The 20,317-nt window shown below is 68.7% G+C and carries 21 protein-coding genes; 12 read left to right on the top strand and 9 right to left on the bottom strand.

Annotated elements, in window-relative coordinates:
* Positions 1-4: 4 nt before the first annotated feature.
* The gene (locus tag M3330_RS08555; protein ID WP_006551865.1) at positions 5-1,648 is read right to left on the bottom strand and encodes a GMC oxidoreductase; all 1,644 of its coding nucleotides are present in this window, start codon (positions 1,646-1,648) and stop codon (positions 5-7) included.
* 145 nt (positions 1,649-1,793) lie between these two features.
* Here M3330_RS08555 and M3330_RS08550 point away from each other — a divergent pair, with 145 nt between their 5' ends.
* The 9 genes from M3330_RS08550 (at position 1,794) to M3330_RS08510 (ending at position 9,323) form a co-directional block, all read left to right on the top strand.
* Positions 1,794-2,408 carry a TetR/AcrR family transcriptional regulator gene (locus tag M3330_RS08550; RefSeq protein WP_006551864.1) on the top strand — a complete coding sequence of 205 codons (615 nt, stop codon included), beginning with the start codon at positions 1,794-1,796 and terminating at the stop codon, positions 2,406-2,408.
* A 44-nt stretch (positions 2,409-2,452) separates the two neighbouring features.
* The gene (purB, locus tag M3330_RS08545; RefSeq protein ID WP_006551863.1) at positions 2,453-3,874 is read left to right on the top strand and encodes an adenylosuccinate lyase; all 1,422 of its coding nucleotides are present in this window, start codon (positions 2,453-2,455) and stop codon (positions 3,872-3,874) included.
* A gap of 90 nt (positions 3,875-3,964) precedes the next feature.
* Complete coding sequence (locus M3330_RS08540) at positions 3,965-4,591, top strand: TetR/AcrR family transcriptional regulator (RefSeq protein ID WP_231913210.1); 627 nt, start codon at positions 3,965-3,967, stop codon at positions 4,589-4,591.
* Positions 4,588-5,016 (top strand): HIT family protein, encoded by a 429-nt coding sequence (locus M3330_RS08535; RefSeq protein WP_024102975.1) that lies wholly within the window; start codon positions 4,588-4,590, stop codon positions 5,014-5,016. The genes M3330_RS08540 and M3330_RS08535 overlap by 4 nt, the downstream gene beginning before the upstream one ends.
* Before the next feature lie 4 nt (positions 5,017-5,020).
* Positions 5,021-6,622: an L-lactate permease gene (locus M3330_RS08530; RefSeq protein ID WP_033096850.1), complete on the top strand. Its 1,602-nt coding sequence runs from the start codon at positions 5,021-5,023 to the stop codon at positions 6,620-6,622.
* 76 nt (positions 6,623-6,698) lie between these two features.
* Positions 6,699-7,727, top strand: coding sequence for a Dyp-type peroxidase (locus tag M3330_RS08525; RefSeq protein WP_033096849.1), 1,029 nt, complete (start codon positions 6,699-6,701; stop codon positions 7,725-7,727).
* A complete protein-coding gene (locus M3330_RS08520; protein WP_006551857.1) occupies positions 7,724-8,542 on the top strand; it encodes a family 1 encapsulin nanocompartment shell protein in 819 nt (272 codons plus the stop codon). The genes M3330_RS08525 and M3330_RS08520 overlap by 4 nt, the downstream gene beginning before the upstream one ends.
* A gap of 215 nt (positions 8,543-8,757) precedes the next feature.
* Complete coding sequence (locus M3330_RS08515; RefSeq protein WP_006551856.1) at positions 8,758-9,048, top strand: type II toxin-antitoxin system Phd/YefM family antitoxin; 291 nt, start codon at positions 8,758-8,760, stop codon at positions 9,046-9,048.
* Positions 9,045-9,323, top strand: coding sequence for a type II toxin-antitoxin system RelE/ParE family toxin (locus M3330_RS08510; RefSeq protein WP_024102981.1), 279 nt, complete (start codon positions 9,045-9,047; stop codon positions 9,321-9,323). The genes M3330_RS08515 and M3330_RS08510 overlap by 4 nt, the downstream gene beginning before the upstream one ends.
* Before the next feature lie 56 nt (positions 9,324-9,379).
* On the opposite strand, the gene M3330_RS08505 is transcribed toward M3330_RS08510, so the two are convergent.
* The 3 genes from M3330_RS08505 to M3330_RS08495 form a co-directional block, all read right to left on the bottom strand.
* Complete coding sequence (locus tag M3330_RS08505; RefSeq protein ID WP_006551854.1) at positions 9,380-9,859, bottom strand: MarR family winged helix-turn-helix transcriptional regulator; 480 nt, start codon at positions 9,857-9,859, stop codon at positions 9,380-9,382.
* A 58-nt stretch (positions 9,860-9,917) separates the two neighbouring features.
* Positions 9,918-10,670, bottom strand: coding sequence for a cutinase family protein (locus tag M3330_RS08500; RefSeq protein WP_064060432.1), 753 nt, complete (start codon positions 10,668-10,670; stop codon positions 9,918-9,920).
* A 149-nt stretch (positions 10,671-10,819) separates the two neighbouring features.
* Complete coding sequence (locus M3330_RS08495; protein ID WP_255028468.1) at positions 10,820-11,482, bottom strand: alpha-ketoglutarate-dependent dioxygenase AlkB; 663 nt, start codon at positions 11,480-11,482, stop codon at positions 10,820-10,822.
* A 120-nt stretch (positions 11,483-11,602) separates the two neighbouring features.
* Between M3330_RS08495 and M3330_RS08490 the strand changes: the two genes are divergently transcribed.
* Complete coding sequence (locus M3330_RS08490; RefSeq protein WP_006551851.1) at positions 11,603-12,433, top strand: SDR family oxidoreductase; 831 nt, start codon at positions 11,603-11,605, stop codon at positions 12,431-12,433.
* 44 nt (positions 12,434-12,477) lie between these two features.
* The gene (locus tag M3330_RS08485) at positions 12,478-13,449 is read left to right on the top strand and encodes a phosphotriesterase (RefSeq protein ID WP_006551850.1); all 972 of its coding nucleotides are present in this window, start codon (positions 12,478-12,480) and stop codon (positions 13,447-13,449) included.
* Between the two features lie 36 nt (positions 13,450-13,485).
* On the opposite strand, the gene M3330_RS08480 is transcribed toward M3330_RS08485, so the two are convergent.
* Positions 13,486-14,205, bottom strand: coding sequence for a 2OG-Fe(II) oxygenase (locus tag M3330_RS08480; protein ID WP_255028465.1), 720 nt, complete (start codon positions 14,203-14,205; stop codon positions 13,486-13,488).
* 82 nt (positions 14,206-14,287) lie between these two features.
* Positions 14,288-14,716 carry a MarR family winged helix-turn-helix transcriptional regulator gene (locus M3330_RS08475; RefSeq protein ID WP_033096969.1) on the bottom strand — a complete coding sequence of 143 codons (429 nt, stop codon included), beginning with the start codon at positions 14,714-14,716 and terminating at the stop codon, positions 14,288-14,290.
* 89 nt (positions 14,717-14,805) lie between these two features.
* Here M3330_RS08475 and M3330_RS08470 point away from each other — a divergent pair, with 89 nt between their 5' ends.
* On the top strand, positions 14,806-16,704 hold the full coding sequence (locus M3330_RS08470) for an ABC transporter ATP-binding protein (RefSeq protein ID WP_255028462.1): 1,899 nt from the start codon (positions 14,806-14,808) through the stop codon (positions 16,702-16,704).
* Here the strand turns inward: M3330_RS08470 and M3330_RS08465 are convergent.
* The 3 genes from M3330_RS08465 to M3330_RS08455 are packed head-to-tail and all read right to left on the bottom strand — an operon-like array spanning position 16,655 to position 20,269.
* Positions 16,655-18,304 carry a (2,3-dihydroxybenzoyl)adenylate synthase gene (locus M3330_RS08465; protein ID WP_033096846.1) on the bottom strand — a complete coding sequence of 550 codons (1,650 nt, stop codon included), beginning with the start codon at positions 18,302-18,304 and terminating at the stop codon, positions 16,655-16,657. The genes M3330_RS08470 and M3330_RS08465 overlap by 50 nt on opposite strands.
* Positions 18,305-18,347: 43 nt before the next feature.
* Complete coding sequence (locus M3330_RS08460; protein ID WP_006551845.1) at positions 18,348-19,130, bottom strand: 2,3-dihydro-2,3-dihydroxybenzoate dehydrogenase; 783 nt, start codon at positions 19,128-19,130, stop codon at positions 18,348-18,350.
* Entirely contained in the window at positions 19,127-20,269 is a 1,143-nt protein-coding gene (locus M3330_RS08455) for an isochorismate synthase MenF (protein WP_024102991.1), read from the bottom strand. Before M3330_RS08455 ends, M3330_RS08460 begins: the two co-directional genes overlap by 4 nt.
* Positions 20,270-20,317 lie beyond the last annotated feature (48 nt).

Here is a 20,317-nt window from a genome sequence, read left to right as displayed (position 1 = left end):
CGGGTCACCGCCCGTCGGCGATGATCCGCGCGATGTTCCGTTCGGCCAGCGCCGCGATGGTCAGCGACGGGTTCGCGGTGCCGGTGCTGCCCGGGATCAGCGCGCCGTCGACGACGTAGAGACCGGGATGGCCGTGCACGCGGCCGTAACCGTCGGTCGCCTCGCCGAGCACCGCACCACCGAGTGGATGCGCAGTGAAGGTCGCGTTGACGTCCTCGGCCATCGGCGATGCGCCCGGGATCGTGCCACCGGCCTGCGCCATCGCGTTGTGCACGGCCCGCAGGGCGTCGACGCTCTCGCGTTCGCCACCGGTCGGCCAGTTCAAAACCGCCCGATCGGCACCCGGGTCGTACGCGAAGTCGGCACGGGTGGGGTCGAGGGTCATGCCGAGGGAGGCGAGCATCCCGACGTCCTTCGCGGTGCCCGCGACGAACCAATTCTCGAGGCTCAGCGGCAGACCGGACTCGTCGACGATCCGCGACGCCGACGGCGCGCCCTGGTCGCCGCCGAAACCCTCGGTGAGCGCGAACGAGCGGACGAGCACCGCGTCGCCGTTGGTGCCCCAGCCCCGGCCCACGCGCTCGTCGAGGTTCGGCAGCGAACCGGTGTGCCGCGCCTTGACGAGCAGTTCGGTCGTGCCGATCGATCCGGCGCCGAGGACGAGGCGGTCGCACGTGATCGTGGTAGTGCGCAGCACCACCCCCGTCGGGTCGACGGCCTGCACGTCGAGCCGGTAGCGGCCGTCGCCGTTCTGACCGATCGCAAGCACCCGGTGACCGTGGCACACCAGGGTGCGCCCGGTCGCCTCTGCCGCCGGGATGTAGTTCTGCGTGAGATCGAACTTCGCGCCGTTCGAGTTGCCGAGATTGCTCTCGCCCGCGACGGCCGATCGGCGGACCGAGCCGGCGAGTTCGGCGCGCACGACGTCCCAATCCCAGATGCCGTCGATGCGGTGCGGGCTGTAACCGGCGGCGCGCGCGTCGTCGTCCCATCGCCGCGAGTGCGTGAACTCGGCGGCGTTGTAGATGTCGTCGGGCATCGGGTCGAGGCGCAGCATCGAGCGCACCTTCGGGTACCAGGTGGAGGTCATCTCGTCGTAGGACAGACGGCCGCCGAAGACGTGCTCGAAGAGGTGCCGTTCGGGAGCGATCATCACTCCGGTGAACACGATCGATCCGCCACCCACCGCCGCGCCGCGCCACACCGACATGTTCGGGTAGTCGACCACATCGAGGACACCGGCGAAGTCGTCGCACACCACCGGGATGCCCGTCGGTCCGGTGAAATGGGTGCGGTGGTGGTAGCCGCGACCATCGGCGAGCAGGTCGGTCGTGAAGATCTCGCGGTGCGGGTCGCGGGGCCAGCGCATGCCGCGCTCGAGCATCGTGACCCGGTTCCCGGCCTCGGCCAGGCGCAGCGCGGCGACGCTCGCACCGAAACCGGAGCCCACCACGACGACCTCGGAATGCTCCGGCGGGGCGGGCGGCGGAACGAACAGTTCGGGCACGAGTCGGCGGTACTCGTCGACCCCGACGGGCAGCGCGTCCGCACGCGGGAGGCCGATACCGGACATGCCCGGCGCCGCGGCGCCGGCACCCGCCAGGGCGGCCCCGAGAAGCGATGCCTGCAGAAAGCGTCGACGTCTCATCCGGTACGGCTCCGATCGTTCGATGATCTACTCGCGGGGCTGCGCTCGCCGAGGACTCGACACGCGCGGGCGGGCGCAATGGTACCGGTTGGTCTCCACTTCCGTTTTCCCCTGGTGAGACGGTCGGGACTGTCACCATGAGAAGGTGTCGATTGCTGCGACTCCGAAGGGCGAACGGCGCCGTCAGGCGCTGGTCGAGGCAGCGGCCGACCTCATCCTCGAAGGGGGGATCGACGCCGTCCGCCACCGGGCCGTCGCCACCCGCGCGGGCCTGCCGCTCGCATCGACCACCTATTACTTCGAATCGCTCGACGACCTCGTCGCATGCGCGGTCGACTACAACAGCGAGCGGGAACTCGACGCGATGCGGGAGCGCGTCCGCGACATCGAGCCGCTCCCGCGCAGTCTCGAGGGCACGGCCGATCTCATCGTCGAACTGCTCATCGGACCGCGGGACTGCGACGGCGGCATCGACCGCGAACGCCTGATCTCCCGGTACGAGCGGTGCGTCGCGACAGCCCGCTATCCGGAACTGCGTGACGTGCAGGTCCGCATGCGCGAGCAGATCGACCACCTGCTCACCGACCTGCTCGAACGCTGCTGCCGATCGGTGCGGCCCCGCGAGGTGCGTCGGCTCGTGGCGGTCGTGGACGGCGCGGTCCTCGGCGGACTGGGCGAGCTCGATCCCGACCCGCGCTCGCTCGCGCGCGGCATCCTGCTCGACGTCGTCGAGACCGTCGCGCCCCCGGTCGAGGATTGAGGTCGGGGAATACGGGAGCAGACCCGGACCGTAAACTCACTTGTGTGAGCCACATCCCCAACGTCCTCGCCACCCGCTACGCCAGCCCCGAACTCCGGGACCTGTGGTCGCCCGAGTACAAGATCGTGCTCGAGCGGCAGCTGTGGCTCGCGGTGCTGCGGGCGCAGGCCGAACTCGGGATCGACGTTCCCGCCGAGGCGATCGCCGACTACGAACGCGTGATCGAGCAGGTCGACCTCGAGTCCATCGCCCAGCGCGAGCGCGTCACCCGCCACGACGTCAAGGCCCGCATCGAGGAGTTCAACGCCCTCGCCGGTCACGAGCACGTCCACAAGGGCATGACCAGCCGCGACCTCACCGAGAACGTCGAGCAACTGCAGATCCTGCGGTCGCTCGAGCACGTCCACTCCCACGGTGTCGCCGTGGCCGCACGCCTCGCCGAGCGCGCCACCGAGTACGCCTCGCTCGTCATGGCCGGTCGCTCGCACAACGTCGCGGCGCAGGCCACCACCCTCGGCAAGCGTTTCGCGTCGGCCGCCGACGAACTGCTCATCGCGCTGCAGCGCGTCCGGGAACTGATGGCCCGCTACCCCCTGCGCGGGATCAAGGGCCCGATGGGCACCGCACAGGACATGCTCGACCTGCTCGGCGGTGATTCCGCCAAGCTCGCGCAGCTCGAGCAGAAGGTCGCGCAGCATCTCGGCTTCGCGAACGTCTTCACGAGCGTCGGCCAGGTCTATCCGCGTTCGCTCGACCACGACGTGCTCTCCGCGCTCGTGCAGGTCGGCGCCGGTCCCGCGTCGTTCGCCCACACCATCCGGCTCATGGCCGGCCACGAACTCGTCACCGAGGGCTTCCAGCCCGGCCAGGTGGGATCGTCCGCGATGCCGCACAAGATGAACACCCGCTCGTGCGAGCGCGTCGACGGCCTGCAGGTCGTCCTGCGCGGCTATGCCTCCATGGCCGCCGAGCTCGCCGGCGCGCAGTGGAACGAGGGCGACGTCTTCTGCTCCGTCGTCCGCCGTGTGGCCCTTCCCGACGCCTTCTTCGCGATCGACGGCCAGATGGAGACCTTCCTGACGGTCCTCGCCGAGTTCGGTGCCTACCCGGCGGTGATCGAGAAGGAACTCGTGCGGTACCTGCCGTTCCTCGCGACGACCAAGGTCCTCATGGCCGCGGTCCGGGCCGGGGTGGGTCGCGAGACCGCACACGAGGTCATCAAGGAGCATGCGGTCTCCGTCGCACTCGCGATGCGCGAGGAGGGTCGCGAACCCGATCTGCTCGACCGTCTCGCCGCCGACGACCGGCTGCCGCTCGACCGCGCCGCGCTCGACGCGGCACTGGCCGACCGGGAGGTCTTCGCCGGAGCTGCGGTCGCGCAGGTCGAAGCGGTCGTCGCGGCGGTGCAGGACCTCGTGACGCAGTATCCGGAAGCAGCGAAGTACACGCCGGCGCCGATTCTGTAGGAAGCCGATTCGACAGGAATCACGGGAACCGACTGCCGGGGGGAGTGTCCGATGGGGGTGGCGGTATCAGCAGGAGAGAACGAAGTGTCGGTGAAACCGGGAAATACGGGTCGGTTGCGTGACGCAGCGCGAACACGCACCGCGCTGCTCGATGCAGCGCGCGAGGTGTTCCTGCGCGACGGATACGCGGCGGCGGCCACGGAGGAGATCGTCTCGGTTGCGGGGGTGACGCGCGGTGCGCTCTACCACCACTTCGCCGACAAGCGGGATCTGTTCCGCGGTGTCATCGAACGACTCCAGTCGGAAGCGGAGAGCTCCCTGGTCCCGGCCGAACCGGTCGAGGACGCCTGGGAGGGCTTCACCCAGGCCGTGCTCGCCTCGCTCGACGCGGTCTACGACCCCGCGACCCGCCGGCTGCTGCTCATCGAAGCCCCTGCGGTCCTCGGCTGGGCCGAGGTCCGCGAGACCCACCGGCACTCCTCGCTGAAGGCCATCGAGCGCATGCTCGTCACCCTCGATCCCGAGACCTACGAGGCGTCGCCCACGCGGACGTCGGTGCTCGCGCACCTGCTCGTCGCGGCCGTCGAGGAAGCGATGCTGTGTCTCGCGCACAGCGACGACCCGGTGCGCGCCCGTCCTACGGTGCAGGGCGAACTGCTACGCCTGCTCGAAACCGCCCGCGGACCCGCACGTGCGGAGGAGTCCACGCCACAGTGACGGACTGCATCTTCTGCGCCATCGTGGCCGGGCAGTCGCCGGCCAGCGTCGTGCTCGACGAACCCGACGTGCTCGCGTTCATGGACATCCGCCCGTTCACTCCCGGGCATCTGCTCGTGATTCCGAAGCGGCACGCCTCCGGACTGGCACAACTCGATCCCGACGACGGAGCGAAGGTGTTCGCCGCCGGGCAACGGATCGCCACGGCGATGCGCGCGTCCGGACTCCCGATCGAGGGCGTGAACATGTTCCTCGCCGACGGCGTCGCCGCCGGCCAGGAGGTCTTCCACGTGCACCTGCACCTCGTGCCGCGCAGCGCCGGGGACGGCTTCGGGATCCGAGCCGATTGGCGGACACCGAACCGGACCGTGCTCGACGGCACGGCCGCCACCATCCGCACCGCCGTGCAGACACACCGGTCGTGATGCAGTGACAGGTGCATACGTTCAGCCGATCGCGCCGGTCGGCGGGTCGCTCGCGTGGTCGGCACTGGTGGCGGTACTCCCGCTGCTGACCATGCTCGTCCTGCTCGCCGTCTTCCGACTGCGGTCGCATTCGGCCGCGGGAATCGCGGTGGTCGTGGCCCTGATCGTGGGCACCGCCGTCTACGGCATGCCGGTCGGGTCCGCGCTCAGTGCCGGTGTCGAAGGTGCGGTCTTCGGTCTCTTCCCGATCATGTGGACGGTGGTCAACGCCGTCTGGGTGTACCGGCTCACCGTCGAATCCGGGCACTTCGACGTCCTCACCCGCGCCTTCGGGCGAATATCCCCGGATCCGCGGATCCTCACCATCGTCATCGCCTTCCTGTTCGGCGCGCTGCTCGAGGCGGTCGCCGGTTTCGGCACCCCCATCGTCGTCGCGACCGTCGTGCTCATCGGTGCCGGTCTGCCGCCGGTGCGTGCGGCTGCGGCGTCGCTGCTCGCCAACTCCGTCGTCACCCCGCTCGGCGTCATGGGCACACCGATCCTGACGATGTCGCGCGTCTCGGAGATCCCGATCGACGAGATCGGACCGGTCGTCGCGCGTCAGGTCTGCCTGCTCGCGGTGTTCGTTCCGCTCGTGCTGGTCGCGGTGGTCGGCGGATGGCGCGGAGTTCGCGAGACGTGGCCGGTCGCGCTCGTCGTCGGACTTGCCTTCGGCGCCGCCCAGTTCGTGTGCGCGAGCTATCTCACCGTGGGGCTGAGCAACATCGCCGGTGCCGTGGCCGGTCTGCTCGTGCTGCTGGTCGCGGTGAAGGTGCACCCCATGCATCGGGAGGCCCGCCGGGCCGCATCCGACCGGATCCACGACTCGCGTCGACGCGTCGTCGAGGCGTTCGCCCCCTACGCCCTGATCGTGGTCGTCTTCCTCGTCAGCCGGTTCGGTCCGGTGGCGTCGCTGTTGTCGAACGCGAGCCTGTCGTTCCCCTGGCCGGGTGTGGACGTGACTACGGCCGACGGGGACGTTCCCACCGCGGAGACCTTCACCATCGATCTGCTCACTGCCCCGGGCAGCCTCGTCTTCGTCGCCGCGCTGCTGTCGATACCGGTGCTGAAGGTCGCGGTGGCCGACGCGGTGCGATGCTTCGTCGCGGCGGTCGTGCAGTTGCGGTGGTCGTTCGCGACGGTGACGGCGGTCCTCGCCCTCGCGTACGTGATGAACCTGTCCGGGCAGACCGCCACGATCGGCGGTTTTCTCGCCGGTGCGGGCGTGGCGTTCGCGCTGTTGTCGCCGGTGCTCGGCTGGCTCGGCGTCGTGGTCACCGGCTCGAACACCGCCTCCAACGCGATGTTCGGCAGCCTGCAGGTCGCCGCGGCCCAGCAGTCGGGACTCGACCCGACCGTGCTGGTCGCCGGGAACATGGCCGGCGGCACCACCGGCACCCCGATCGCACTGCAGAACCTCGCGCTGGTGGCGTCGGTGAAGGGACTGTCCGGCAAGGACGGGCTGCTCATGCGCCGGATCTGGCCGCTGAGCATCGCCGGTCTCGCGGTGCTCGCCGTCCTCGTGTGGCTGCAGTCCACCTCGGTGCTGGGCTGGATGGTGCCTTGACGCTGCAGTTGTGCAGTGACGAACGTCGGCGTGCCGCGAACGCCTGTTTCGTGCGGGGTGCACTAGCGTTGTCGGAGTGGTTCGTGCACAACCGATACTGACCCCGCTCACCGAAGCGGCGATCTTCCTCGTCGTCACCGTCGACGAGGGCGCAGAGGACACCGTGCGGGATCTGCTCGAAGATCTCTCGGGCCTGCGCCGCTCGGTCGGTTTCCGCATCCCGGAGGGCGGCCTGTCGGTCGTCACCGGCATCGGCTCGGATATGTGGGACCGGCTGTTCGACGGCCCCCGGCCCGCCGGACTGCATCCGTTCGTCCCGCTCGACGGCGGTCGGCACCAGGCCCCCTCGACCCCCGGCGACCTGTTGTTCCACCTCCGCGCGTCGACGATGGACCTGTGCTTCGAACTCGCCGCGAAGATCAACGATAGGCTGCGCGGTGCGGCTCGGGTCGTCGACGAGACGCACGGCTTCCGCTATTTCGAACGCCGCGACCTGCTCGGCTTCGTCGACGGAACCGAGAACCCCGAGGACGACGAGGCCGTCGAGGCGGCCCTGGTCTCCGGCGAGGATCCGGACTTCGCCGGCGGTAGCTACGTCGTCGTCCAGAAATACCTGCACGACCTCGCGTCGTGGAACTCGTTGACCGTCGAGGAGCAGGAGCGGGCGATCGGCCGGACCAAGCTCGACGACATCGAGCTCGACGACGAGACCAAACCCGCGAATTCGCATGTCGCACTGAACGTGATCGTCGACGAGAACGGGGTCGAGCAGCAGATCGTGCGCGCGAACATGCCGTTCGGCAGCTTCGGCGCCGACGAGTTCGGCACCTACTTCATCGGTTACTCGGCCACCCCGGAGGTGACCGAGCAGATGCTGCGCAACATGTTCCTGGGCAGCCCGCCCGGCAACACCGACCGCATCCTGGACTTCTCCACCGCGGTGACGGGATCGCTGTTCTTCTGCCCCTCGCTGGAGTTCCTCGAAGATCTTCCGCCGTCACCGGCGGAAATTCCCTCCCACGAAGATCCGAGTGCCTCGACCGCCGGCCGGCCTGCCGACGGATCACTCGGAGTTGGCGCTCTGCGAAGGAGTTCGACCCTGTGAACAATCTGTATCGCGACCTCGCCCCGATTTCCGAGGCAGCATGGACCGAGATCGAGGAGGAGGCCGCACGCACCTTCAAGCGACACGTCGCCGGGCGCACCGTCGTCGACTTCTCCGGACCGCACGGCACCGACTTCGCGGCGGTGGGTCTCGGCCGCACCCGCGAGATCGAACCCCCGGCCGCCGGAGTGCGGGCGCGTCAGCACCGCGTCGCGCCGGTCGTCGAACTGCGGGTGCCGTTCACGCTGTCGCGCGAGGAGATCGACAGCGTCGAGCGCGGTTCCCGCGACATCGACCTCGACCCCGTCAAGGAAGCGGCCCGCCAGATCGCCTTCGCCGAGGACCGCGCGATCTTCGAAGGCTACGCGGCCGCGGGTATCGAGGGCATCCGGGCGTCGTCGTCGAACCCGTCCCTGCAGCTGCCCGAGGATCCCCGCGACTTCCCGGAGATCATCAGCCAGGCGCTGTCGCAGCTGCGACTGGCGGGTGTGGGTGGCCCGTACTCGATCCTGCTCGGCGCCGACGAGTACACCAAGGTCAGCGAGACGTCCGATCACGGCTACCCGATCCGCGAACAACTGCGCCGCCTCATCGACGGCGACCTCATCTGGGCCCCGGCGATCGACGGCGCGTTCGTGCTGACCACGCGCGGCGGCGACTACGACCTGCAGGTCGGCCAGGATCTGTCGATCGGCTACCTCTCGCACGACGCAGAGACGGTGAACCTGTACTTCCAGGAGTCGTTCACCTTCCTCGTCTACACCGGCGAGGCCTCGGTTCCGCTGGTGCCGACGACGCTCGAACTCCCGCACTGAGCCGGTCCCGGGGCGTCCGCGCGTGCGGCGCCCCGGGTCACCGACCGTCCGGGGCCGGATCACGACGGCGCCGGCGCGGGTTACCTACGATCGTCCTGCTGTGCTGGGCGGCCTTCGGCCTCGTCCTGGCGTTCGTGGCCTCCCGTCGAAAGCCGGTGTCGGAACCGGCGCGAACGGAATGACCTGAGACTTCTCATAAGTAATTCGCTAGAATTATGTACATGACGACTCTTCCTGTTGCCGACGCGCGGGCGCAATTGTCACGACTGGTCGATGAGGCCGAGCGCACACACGAGCGATTCGAGATCACCCGCAACGGGCACCGCGCCGCGGTGCTTCTCGGTGCCGACGATTACGACGCGATGCAGGAGACGATCGCGGTGTTGTCGGATACGGATCTGCTGCGGGCGCACGTCGAGGGCCGAACGGAGGTCGAGTCGGGAGACGTCGTCGATGTACAGGAATTGACGCAGCTGATGCGTGATGCTCGGTCGTCCGAGGAATGAGCACGCCGGACCACCCGTATCGGCTGGTGATGGCGAGGTCGGCTGCACGCGCCATGGCGAGGTCGTTGCCGGAGAAAGTAGCAACTGCGGTATACGAGTTCGTCACAGGACCCCTTCTCGAGAATCCGAAGCGGGTGGGGAAGCCGTTGAATCCGCCTCTTGCGCCGGCGTACAGCGCCCGGCGAGGTGAATATCGCGTCCTGTATCTGATCGATGATGCGAACCGCACGGTCGAGGTCACCGCGATTTCGCACCGTGCCGATGCGTATCGATAGAAGACAGTCGGACAGTGCTGCCGCGAGCCGTCGGGGTTGCGGCAGCTACCGAGCTGTCAGAGTGCTCCGGCCTTCAACGCCGCCGCGTTGACGCGCACGAGCGCGGCGTGCAGGTCCTGGAGTTCGTCGAGCCCGACACCGAGGGCATCGACGACCTGTCCCGGCACCGACTCGGCCTCGGCACGCAGCGCCCGGCCGGCGTCGGTGAGCTCGAGGACGAGTTGCCGTTCGTCGGCCGCGCTGCGCGCGCGGGTGATCAGGCCCAGCGCCTCGAGTCGCTTGAGCAGGGGAGACAGCGTGGGCGAGTCGAGCTGGAGTAACTGCCCCACTTCCTTGCTCGTCAGCGGCGAGCGTTCCCACAGGGCGAGCATCACCAGGTACTGCGGGTGGGTCAGTCCCAGCCTGTCGAGGATCGGTCGATAGACCGCGAGCACGGCGCGGTTCGCCACGGCGAGAGCGAAACACACCTGCCGCTCCAGCGCGAGAGGATCATCACCGGAAGCAGGAAGGTGGGTGGCCGGGGACTCGACGCTCATGAACCGACGATACCGAACCGGTATATCCCGGCCCGGGTTCTCCCGGGTGCGACGATCCTCACGGGTCGTAGTCGGGATAGGTCGTGTGCAGCCTCAGGTAGCCGGTGACGTTCTCGCCCAACCACCCTTCGCTCTCCTCCGGTGTCACGCCGTCGCAGACCGCGTCGCCCTCGATGCAGATCCGTTCGACGGCGATCGTGCCGAAGTCGTCGCGACCGCCACCGAGCGTGATGCCCGGGACGACCTCGCCCGGGAACAGCGTTTCGACTCCCCGGGTGTCACGCGGGTCGGAGTACAGCACACCGCTGATCCGCTCCGGCGGCACCGAACCGTCGGCCGCGATCTCGGCGAGGACGTCGCCGGCGATCGACGCGCCCTGCGAGTAACCGAGGACGACGAGCTCGCTGTCGGGGCACGAACCGTGCCGGACGGTGATCGTCTCGCGCAGGCGCTGATGCCCGATCCTCTTGGACTCGTCGTACGCGAGTCGCCCCGATCCCTCGCTCGACCCGGACTCCGGCACCGGAACCACGACGGCGGGATAGCGGATGTGCTCGACCACCGTGCCGGGTGCCGCGTACCGCGCCGAGATCTTCGCGAGGGGTGAATCGGGATCGATCGAATCCGGGGTGTCGATGTTGCGGGTTCCGTCGACCGCGATGACGAACCGCTCCGGGCACGGACGGAAGGTCTCCGCGCCGGCGGTGGGCGCGGTGCCGTCAGTGGCGGCGGCGGCGACGACGGGTCCGGTCAGGCCGAGGGCGAGTCCTGCGATGATCGCCAGGACACGACGACAAGCGAAGTCGGGCATGGCAGTCTCCTGTGATCGACCCCGACACCGATGACTACCGCACGAGAATATCGTCCGATTTGACGTATTTCTCGCCGGCGAAACGCTACTCCGAGTGTAGTTGGTTACAAAGTCACAGACCGAACGTTCGGAATTTTCGAGCGGTTCGATCAAGTAAGTCCGGTACTCCGCAGGGTGATGTTGAGGCGCCCCGCGGTGAGTCCGCAGCGGGAACTGCCGGTGTCCGGATACACGACCGGCACCCCGTGATAGGCGAACCGCGACGGACCGCCGAAGACGAACAGATCGCCGGACTCGAGACGCACGTCGGTGTACGGCCGGCCGCGCGACTCGGTGTTGCCGAACCGGAACAAGCAGGCATCCCCGAGACTGAGCGACACGATCGGCGCGCTCACCCGCTCGTCCTTGTCCTGATGCATCCCCATCCGCGCGTCGCGGTCGTAGAAATTGATCAGAGCGGTATCGGGCTCGTACCCGCCCCCGGCTGCCGGATCGTCGTAGGCATCGGCGACGGCACGCCGCCCGAGTTCGACGAGCCGGTCGGGAAGCGGCGGAACGGGAGCGTCGTCGACATCGACCGCGGTGCGGGTGTAGCGGTACGGCGACCAGTGCCATCCGAGGCACACCGTGCTCACCGACATCCGTCCGCCACCCGGAAGCAGGGTGTGCCGCATCGGCGCCGGCGGGCGCGCCCAATCACGACACAGCTCGACGAGCTCGCGCTGTTCGCCCGGGTCGAGCCAGTCGGGCACATGCACGGCGCCCGGCGCGATCTCGCGTCGCGGACGGGAGACGGAGAACAATTCGTCCATCCCGGGTGCTCGACCTCCGTGCGTGTGAGCGGTACCTACAGCCGGTGATACGTGTAGACAGGTTCAGTACCAACTGTGCCGCACGGGACGGCACTGCGATTCGACGGGGAGGTATCAGCGATGAAGGTCGAAGGCAGAGTGGCCGTCGTGACAGGCGGGGGCGGCGGAATCGGCGGCGCCATCGCTGCCGGCCTCGTCGAGCGAGGTGCACGAGTGGTGGTCGCCGACCTCGACGAACACGCGGCGCAGCGCGTCGTCGCGACGCTCGAGGAGGAGACGCCGGGGAGCGCCGTCGCGGTGGCGGCGGACGTCTCCGACGACGAACACATCCGCGGCCTCGTCGAGCGCGCCGAAGCGGAGTTCGGTCCCGTGGACCTGTACTTCGCCAACGCGGGTGTCACCGGTGTGCCCGGCCTGGAGATCGAGGACTCGGTCTGGGAGCAGTCCTTCGACGTCAACCTGCGCGCACACATCCGTGCGGCGCGACTGCTGGTACCCCGATGGGTCGAACGTGGCGAGGGCTATTTCGTCAGCACGGCGTCGGCGGCCGGCCTGCTCACACAGATCGGCTCGGCCACCTACTCGGTCACCAAGCACGCGGCCGTCGGTTTCGCCGAGTGGCTGTCGGTGACCTACGGCGACAAGGGTGTGAGGGTGAGTTGCCTGTGCCCGATGGGCGTCAACACACCTCTGCTGTACTCGGGGGACGCATCCGGGCACGCACTCGGTGAACTCGCCACCCGGGCCGTCACGACCGCCGGTGCGGTGCTCGAACCCGTCGACGTCGCGGAGACGGTGTTCGCGGCAATGGAGGAGGAGCACTTCCTGATCCTTCCGCACCCGGAGGTCCTCGAGATGTACCGGAACAAGGGCGCCGACTACGACCGGTGGCTGCGCGGCATGCGTCGCTACCGTCAGGCCCTCGAGGAGTCGACTCCCACCGATTCGTGAAATCGATTGCCTCTGCCCACGTTGGTGTCCTAGCGTCACCGGTCATGACATCCGTCGACACCGTTCGCGGTCCTCTCGACACGGGCCGTCTGGGCAGAGTCCTCATGCACGAGCACGTCTTCGTACTCGGCGAGGAGATCCGCACCAACTTTCCCGACTACCCGAGCCCGTGGGACGAGGACGAACGCGTCGACGACGCGGTCGCGAAGTTGAAGGCGTTGTCGGAGCGCGGCATCGACACGATCGTCGATCCCACGGTGGTCGGTCTCGGCCGGTACATTCCGCGCATCCAGCGCGTCGCCGAACGGGTGGACATCTCCATCGTCGTCGCGACGGGCCTGTACACCTACAACGACCTGCCGTTCCAGTTCCACAACGTCGGGCCGGGGTTGCTGGTGGACGGACCGGAGCCGCTCACCGAACTGTTCGTGAAAGACATCCGCGAGGGCATCGCCGGGACGGGGGTGCGTGCAGGAATGCTCAAGTGCGCCATCGAGATTCCGGGACTCACGCCGGGCGTCGAGCGCGTGATGCGAGCGGTGGGGCAGGCGCACGTCGAGACCGGTGTGCCGATCACGGTGCACACCAATCCGCATACCGGGTCGGGGCAGGTGGCGCAGCGGGTGCTCGCGGAGGAAGGTGTCGACCTCACCAAGGTGGTGATCGGGCACAGCGGTGATTCGACCGATCTGGACTACCTGCGTCGCATTGCCGACGCCGGTTCGATTCTCGGGATGGACCGCTTCGGCCTCGATCTGCTGTTGCCGTTCGAGCAGCGCGTCGACACGGTGGTCGCGCTCGTGGAGGCCGGTTACACCGAGCGCATGGTGCTCTCGCACGATGCGTCGTGCTTCATCGACTGGTTCCCGCACGACGTGAAGCAGACCGCCGTGCCCAACTGGAACTACAACCACATCAGCGACGAGGTGCTGCCGGCCCTGCGCGAACGGGGCGTGACCGACGAGCAGATCACCACGATGCTCGTGGACAATCCGAGGCGGATCTTCGAACGCTGAAGCGGCGTAGGTCGCGTCGGGTAGCACCGAGGACGCTCAGACGGCGTCGTGCAGTACCAAGCCGAGCGTGCGACGCAGGCCCGATCGGACGGTGCTCACGCCGTGCCGGACCGGCGCCCGCGACCATCCGCGCGCCGACCGGATCGGTCGGTCGCGGGTGGTGAAGATCAGCGCGTGGCCTTGCTCGAGCACGGTGACGGTGCCCCGCGACTGCGCGCGGGGCCGTTGTTCGACCAACAGGAACTCGCCGCCGGTGTAGTCGACGCCCGCCCGGTCGAGCCCGATCACGACCTGCAGTGGGAACACGAGGTCGCCGTAGAGATCGCGATGCAGGGCGTTCCAGTCGCCGGTGGTGTAGCGCAGCATCAGCGGGGTGGGGTCGGTCTGGCCGGCCGCGTGGCACATGTTGAGCCAGTCGTCGAAGTCGTCGGGCCAGGGTGCCGGATCGCCGAGGCGTTCGGCCCACGAGCGCGCGACGGGGAGCAGCTGCCGGTAGAACGCCGAGCGCAGGTGTGCGACGGCGTCGGGGACGGGTGAGCCGAAGTACTTGTAGGTGCCGTGCCCGTACCCGTAGCGGCTCATGTCGACCGTGGTGCGGAAGCGGGCGTCGTCGTCCCACAGGGCCGCGAGTTCGGTGCATTCGTCGTCGCTCAACAGCGGCCCGGTGAGGGCGCAGCCGTTCTCGTCGAGCTCGCTCGTCAGCTCGGGCAGGTTCAGTGCGTCGACGCGCGACTGCAGACTGTCGATGGTCTTCACAGGGCTCTCCTCGATCGGCACGGACACTCGTAGGGAAGACGTCGCTGCCGTCGGGAATGTGAGTACCCGGAACCGGAAGGGATCAGCGCGGCCGGTCGTCGACGAGTTTGTGCAGCAGATCGGACAGTCGTGCGCGTTCCTCGGCGTCGAGCCGGTCGAACATCTCGACGGCGTCGGCATCGCGGGCCGAGGCCAGCTCGGCCCGGATCCTGCGGCCCTCGTCGGTCAGCCGCACGCAGACCGCGCGTCGGTCGGCGGGATCGGGGAGTCGCTCGGTGAGACCCCGCGACTCCAGGCGATCGACGACCTCGGTGGCCGAGCGGGGGACGATGCGCAGTTCCTTGGCCACGACGCCGAGGCGGATCGGGTCGTCGGCGCGTCCGATGACGTCGAGCGCCCGGTACTCGTGGGGTGACAATCCCCACGGCTGGAGGAGGTCGTGCCAGCGTCGGCGCAGCGTACGCGTGGTGGTGAGGAGGAGATCGCGCAGTGCGACGGGTGAATCCGGCATGGTGGTCACAGTACCTCACTTGACGGTTGACACTCAATGAGGCAACCTCAACAAGTACGAGTCACGAACCACGAATCGAGGTGGCGCACATGATGCAGCCCCCACCCACTCTCGGCGGCAAGCCGGGCAGCCGCGGCAGGATCGACAAGAAGGATCTCGAGCAGCTCCGCGAGGCCCCGGTGAGCCTGCGCCGTATCGGCGCCCTCTTCGCGCCCTATCGGTGGAAGATCACCCTCGTCGTCGCGCTCATCATCGCCTCGTCGGTGATCTCCCTCGCGACGCCCTTCCTCGTCCGCGCCGTCATCGACGACGCCATCCCGCACCAGAACGTGAGCCTGCTGTTGTGGGCCGTCGGCGGCATGCTGGCCGTCACCGTCGCGAGCTCGCTCCTGTCCGTCGTCCAGACCTGGATCTCCACGACCGTCGGCCAGAACGTCATGCACGGTCTGCGTACCCGGGTCTTCTCCCACCTGCAGCGACAGTCGCTGAATTTCTTCACCCGCACCCGCGGCGGTGAGATCCAGTCGCGGCTGACCAACGACATCGGTGGCATGCAGTCCGTGGTCACCAACACCGCGACCTCACTGGCGTCCAACGTCACCACCGTCGTCGGCACGGCGATCGCCATGGCGGTCCTCAGCTGGCGACTGGCTCTGCTCTCCCTGATCGTGCTCCCGCCGGCCATCTGGCTCACGCGCCGGGTCGCGCTCATGCGCCGCGCCGTCACCGCCCGTCAGCAACGGCGCCTCGCCGACATGCAGTCGCAGATCGACGAAGGACTGTCGGTCAGCGGCGTGCTGCTCGTCAAGACGCTGGGCACCGGCCCGGCACTGTCCGACAAGTTCGCCCGCACGTCGGAGGAACTCGCCGATCTCGAGGTGCACGCGCAGTTGTCCGGCCGCTGGCGCATGGCCACGATGAACATCGTCTTCGCGGCGATCCCCGCCGTCCTCTATCTCGTCGCCGGTCTGCCGGCCACCTCGGGCGGCATGACGATCGGCACCCTGGTGGCCTTCACCGGCTTGCAGGGCGCGCTGTTCCGGCCGCTGATGAGCCTGCTCGACGTCGGTGTCTCCGTCACCAGTTCGCTGGCCCTGTTCAGCCGCATCTTCGAATACCTCGACCTTCCGGTCGACATCGACGACCCGCGCGATCCGGTGCCCGTCGACCCTGCGACCGTCGCCGGCCGGGTGCGGTTCGAGAACGTGAGCTTCCGCTACGAAGGAGCGCACCGCAACGCCCTCGACGGCATCGATCTCGACGTCCCGGCGGGGGCGCAGGTCGCGCTCGTCGGCGAGACCGGCTCGGGCAAGACCACGCTCGGCTCGCTCGTCGCACGACTGTACGACCCGGTCGAGGGACGCGTGAGCATCGACGGTGTCGACCTGCGCGACATGAGGCTCGCCGATCTCGCCGGACTGGTCGGCGTGGTGTCGCAGGAGACCTACCTCCTCCACGCGACCGTCCGGGAGAACCTGCGCTACGCGAAGCCGGACGCGACCGACGACGAGATCGAGGCCGCGGCCCGCGCCGCACACATCCACGACCTGATCGTCTCGCTGCCGGACGGCTACGACACCGTCGTCGGCGCCCGCGGATACCGCTTCTCGGGTGGTGAGAAACAGCGACTGGCGATCGCCCGCACGCTCCTGCGCGACCCGCGCGTCCTCGTGCTCGACGAGGCGACCAGCGCCCTCGACAACGACACCGAGCACGCCGTGCAGCAGGCCCTCGACGCCGCGCGCAGCGGACGCACGACCATCACCATCGCGCACCGGCTCTCGACCGTGCGGAACGCCGACGAGATCGTGGTCCTCGACCGGGGCCACATCGTCGAACGCGGAACGCACGACGACCTCGTCGCCCGCGGTGGCCGCTACGCAATCCTCGACGCTCGAGCCGAACGGGGTGAAGTCATCCCGTCGTCGCGGAACGAGATCAGTCCTTCAGAGTGGCCGCGAGGGCGCGCCGCAGTTCGTTCCGGCTGATCTTGCCCACTCCCGTGACCGGGAAGGCGTCGACGAACTGCACCTTGTCGGGGATCTTGTACTCGGCCAGCCCTCGCTCCCTCAGGAACTTCTTGAGCGCGAGGGCCTTCGGCGCTTCCCCCTCGGTGACGACGAAGGCGCAGGTGCGCTCGCCGAGATACTTGTCGGGCATCGACACCACCGCCGCGTCGAGCACGGCCGGGTGCGCGATCAGATGATTCTCGACCTCCTCGGCCGCGATCTTTTCGCCACCGCGATTGATCTGGTCCTTCGCGCGTCCCTCGACGACAATGTAGCCGTGCTCGGTGAGCCGGACGATGTCGCCGGTGCGGTAGAAGCCGTCCGGGGTGAATGCCATCGAATTGTGTTCCGGCGCATTGTAGTAGCCCCGGATCGTGTACGGGCCGCGGGTGAGCAGGTGGCCGGTGGTGCCCGCGGCGACGGGCTCGTCCGTATCGTCGACGACGCGGATCTCGTCGTCGGGGCTGATCGGCCGGCCCTGGGTGGTGACGATGGTGTCCTCGTCGTCGTCGAGCCGGGTGTAGTTGACGAGACCCTCCGCCATACCGAAGACCTGCTGCAGGGTGCAGCCGAGTTCGGTGCGAACGCGTTTGGCGGCCTCGGCCGGGAACTTCGCACCACCGACCTGCAGCACCTCGAGCGACGACAGGTCGCGTTCGGTGCGGGCCCGCGCCGACAGCCACGCCTGCGCGAGGGGCGGGACGAGCGACGCCATCGTCACGCCCTCGCTCTCGATGAGGGCGAACGCGGTGTCGGGGCTCGGATCCGGAGCGAGGACGACGGTGCCGCCGGCGTGCAGCACACCGAGGATGCCCGGCGAGCTCATCGGGAAGTTGTGCGCCGCCGGCAGCGCGACCAGCATGCGGGTGTTCTCGTCCACTCCGCAGATCACCGCGGATTCGCGCACGGAGTACAGGTAGTCGGCGTGGGTGCGGGGGATGAGCTTCGACGTTCCGGTCGTGCCACCCGACAGCTGCAGGAAGGCAACGTTTCCGGCGTCGTTCTCCGTGATCGGCGCCGCTTCGCGGTCGCGCAACGACCCGAGCGCAGTGAATTCCTCGGCCTCACCGGCGACCACGACCACCGGCGGATTCTCCATCTCGGAGGCGACCTGCCGGGCGAGCACGCGGTAGTCGAATCCGCCGTGTTCGGCGGCGATCACGTACGCTGCGGCGTCGCTGAACCGGCAGAAGTAGCCGATCTCCGACGCGCGGTGCGCGGGCAGGGAGAAGACGGGGAGCGCACCGAGGCGGAAGACCGCGAAGAGCACTTCGGTGTACTCGACGATGTTCGGCAACTGCAGGACTACTCGGTCGCCCTTCCGGACCCCGAGGTCGGCGAGACCGGCGGCGACGCGGGCCGAGGCGTCGTCGAGTTCGCGGTAGGTGATGCGCCGCCAGGTGCCCGTCGCGTCGTGTCCGACGACGGCGATGCGACCGGCGAACCGGGCGGCGCGGGCCGGGAGGAATTCGCCGAAGGTCTCGTTCGTCCAGTAACCGGCTGCGCGATACCGCTCGGCGAACTCCTCGGGGTAGCGGGCGGTGTCGGCGAGCGGCGTGCGCTCGAAACCGGTTGTCACGGAACGTTTCCTTTCGGGATCAGGGTCGATGCAGGTCTGCCGGTCAGGCGCGGAGGGTGGCGCCGCCGTCGATGTAGAGCGCCTGCATGGTGATGTGACGAGCACGATCGGACAGCAGGAACTCGATGGCCTCGGCGATGTCGGCGGGCTCGGCGATGCGGCCGAGGGGGATGCCGACCTTGAACTGCGACAGGTCACCTTCGATGGCGCTGCGTGCGCCGGCGTCGTCGTTGGGGTCCTCCCACAGCGAGCGCTGCATGGCGGTGTCGGTGGAACCCGGCGCGACGATGTTGGCGCGGATCCCGTATTGCGCCAGCTCGAGTCCGAGGATCCGGACGATCATCGTGGACGCGGCCTTGGACGATCCGTAGGCGCCCATGCCCATGCGCGGCACGCCCGCGGAGTTCGATCCGACGACGACGATCGAACCCGACCTCCGCTCCCGCATGGCCCGTCCGACCGAACGCAGGACCGACAGCAGGCCGGTGACGTTGACGTCGTACATGTGCTGCCAGTCCTCGGGATCGGAGTCGAGCACCGAGCCCGTGGTGAAGACACCTGCGACGTGCGCGAGATGCTCGATCGGTCCGTGCTCGGATTCGATGTTCTCGACGAGGTAGGCGACGGCGTCGTGGTCGCGGATGTCGACGGGGTAGGTGGGGACGGAGCCGCCGAGCAGCGCGACAGTCTTGCGCAGTCCTTCGGCGTTGCGGTCGGCGAGCACGAGACGGTGACCGGCACGCGCCAGGGCCTCGGCGGTCGCGCGGCCGATACCCTGCGCGGCTCCGACGACGAGCGTGACGGGGGATGGTGCGGCCTCGGTCATCGGAGTACTCCCAGTGCATCGAGGACGGTGCCGAACTTGACGGTCGTCTCGGCCAGTTCGTCGGCAGGGTCGGAGTCGGCGACGATACCGCCCCCCGCGTAGGCCGTGAGCCCGACACCGTCGGCATCGAGGACGGCGCAGCGGATCGTGACCAACCATTCGCCGTCGCCCGCGGCGTCGCACCATCCGAGGGCACCGGCGTAGAAGCCCCGGTCACCCTCGGTCGCGAGGATCAGATCGCGGGCGGCCGCGGTCGGCGTGCCGCAGATCGCGGGGGTGGGGTGCACCGCGAGTGCGAGATCGAGGGCCGTGACACCCGGATCGTGCAGGCGACCCTCGATGGGAGTGCCGAGATGCCACAGCTGGCGCGTGCTCGTCACGGTCGGCTGCTCGGGGATGTCGAGGTCGACACACAACGGTTCGAGCGCGGCGCGGATCGCATCGATCACGTGCGCGTGCTCGGCGAGGTTCTTCGCGGAGCCGGCGAGCCTGTCGGCCGTCGCCCGATCGATCCCGGGGTCGCAATGCCGCGGTGCGGATCCGGCGAGGGGGTGAGCGGTGACCCGATCTCCGCGACGGCGCACGAGCACCTCCGGGCTCGACCCAACCAGGTGACGTCCCGTCCACACGCCACCGGCTGCTGTGAGGTCGACGAGGAAGCCGTTGTGCAGCGGATCGTTTCGCGTGAGAGCGACGAGGAGGTCGTGCGGGGTGACGGGCCGGTCGGCGCGCAGGGCGAGTGCCCGGGCCAGGACCACCTTGAGAAGGTCGTTGTCGTCCGAGCGGAGCAGGCGCAGTACGGTCTCGACCCGATCGATGTGCTCGCCTTCCGACGGCAATGCGCCCGTGATCGTGATCGGGGGCAGGTCGGCGGCCGGTGCGTCGTAGTGCGCGGGGGAGTGATGGAGTGTGTTCGGAGCGGTCAGTGCGGCCGGACCGTCGGGTGCGAAGGGCAGTGCTCCGACGATCGCGGCGACCTGTCCGGTGCGCAGGGCGTCGGCGGCGGCGGACGCGCGGTCGAAGTGTTCGCTCACGCCTTCGGCGATCACCGTGCCGTGCGGGCGGGACAGGACGAACGGGTGCGCGACGGGCCGCTCGGCCCGGTCGGTAGCGGTTGCGCCGAGGACCGGCACTTGCATTCTCGTACCTTCCGGTTGAGGAGGTCTGCTGGCAGGACCGCGCCACAG

The organism is Rhodococcus sp. GA1, from assembly GCF_024321955.1.
GTDB classification, from domain to species: Bacteria; Actinomycetota; Actinomycetes; order Mycobacteriales; family Mycobacteriaceae; genus Rhodococcus; species Rhodococcus pyridinivorans.
The sequence above is the reverse complement of the archived record's forward strand: the minus strand, read 5'-3'. Positions and strand labels throughout refer to the sequence as shown.